2 protein-coding genes are annotated in these 1,137 nt (G+C 72.6%); both read left to right on the top strand.

Translation table 11 applies throughout. The annotated features are described in order from the left end of the window. Nucleotides 1-674: MFS transporter (locus tag ACWEBX_RS41230; RefSeq protein WP_451889792.1), on the top strand; the 674-nt coding region annotated here is incomplete at its 5' end. 33 nt (nt 675-707) lie between these two features. Further along, a partial coding sequence (locus ACWEBX_RS41235; protein WP_451889793.1) for a hypothetical protein occupies nt 708-1,137 on the top strand: 430 nt, incomplete at its 3' end.

Raw genomic sequence — 1,137 nt, forward strand, 5'->3', positions numbered from 1 at the left:
GCGATGGCGGCCGGTCACCGTCCGCGGCGAGGGCCGATGCCCTTCCGCTGCGTCGGGGCGTACGGGAGGGACTGCGCCATGTCGTGCGGGACCCGGTGCTGGGGCCCGCGGCGCTCTCCAGCAGCCTCGGGAATCTGTTCATCAGCATCACCGTGACGATGCTGCCCGTGGTGCTGATCCGTGAGGTGGGCCTCTCGGAGGCGGGCGTCGGCCTGTTCTTCGCCGTCGCGGGCGTCGGGTCCGTACTCGGTGCGATCGTCACCCCGACGCTGACCCGGAGATTCGGACACGGGCGGGTGCTGTGGCTGTCCGCGGCGCTCTGCGCCCCGCTGTACCTGCTGCTGCCCCTGGCCGGCCACGGAGCCCGGCTCGCCGTCGCCGCGCTGGCGTTCCTCGTGATGAACCTGCGGAACATGATCGGCAACATCATCCTGGTCAGCTACCGGCAGCGGGTGACGCCCGACGGGCTGCTCGGCCGGGTCAACGCCACCATGCGCTTCGCCCTGTGGGGAATGCTGCCCATCGGCTCGGCGCTGTCCGGGCTCATCGCCACGTCCGCCGGCCCCAGAGCCGCGCTCTGGGTGGCCGCGGCCGGCACGTCACTGGCGTGGATACCCGTCGCGCTGTCACCGATCGGCGCCATGCGAGACCTGCCGCCACCACCATCCCGCTGATCTCTCAGCGGCCACCTGGAGGACCGACCCGCCATGACCGTTTCGCACGACACCCGCACGCTTCCCGAACTCGCCGTCTCCGCGCGGGAGTCCGCGTATCTGCCCACCATGACCCTGGACACCTACCGACGCCGGATCGCGGAGGCCGACCCGCTCCTGTCCTCCCTCCTTGACTTCGAGCGCCCGGGCGCCGAAGCGGCCCTTCGCGCCTTGGCGGACACGGTCACCGAGTTCGACTCGGACGGCACCGGGCGCGGCGACTCCTACCGCAGGGCGCAGCGCAGCACGATGGTCCGCTGGACCGGGATGCGACAGCTCCTGCGCCTGGCGTCGCCGCCCGCGCCCTCCGGCGCCGGCACGCTGCTCGACGTCCTGGGAGGGGACGGCACCATCGCGCGAGCCGTGAGCCGGGCCGGCGACGCGACGGTGGGGCGCACGAAGGTCCTGACCGGTGACGTGTCCG

It is taken from the genome of Streptomyces sp. NPDC005070 (assembly GCF_053600395.1).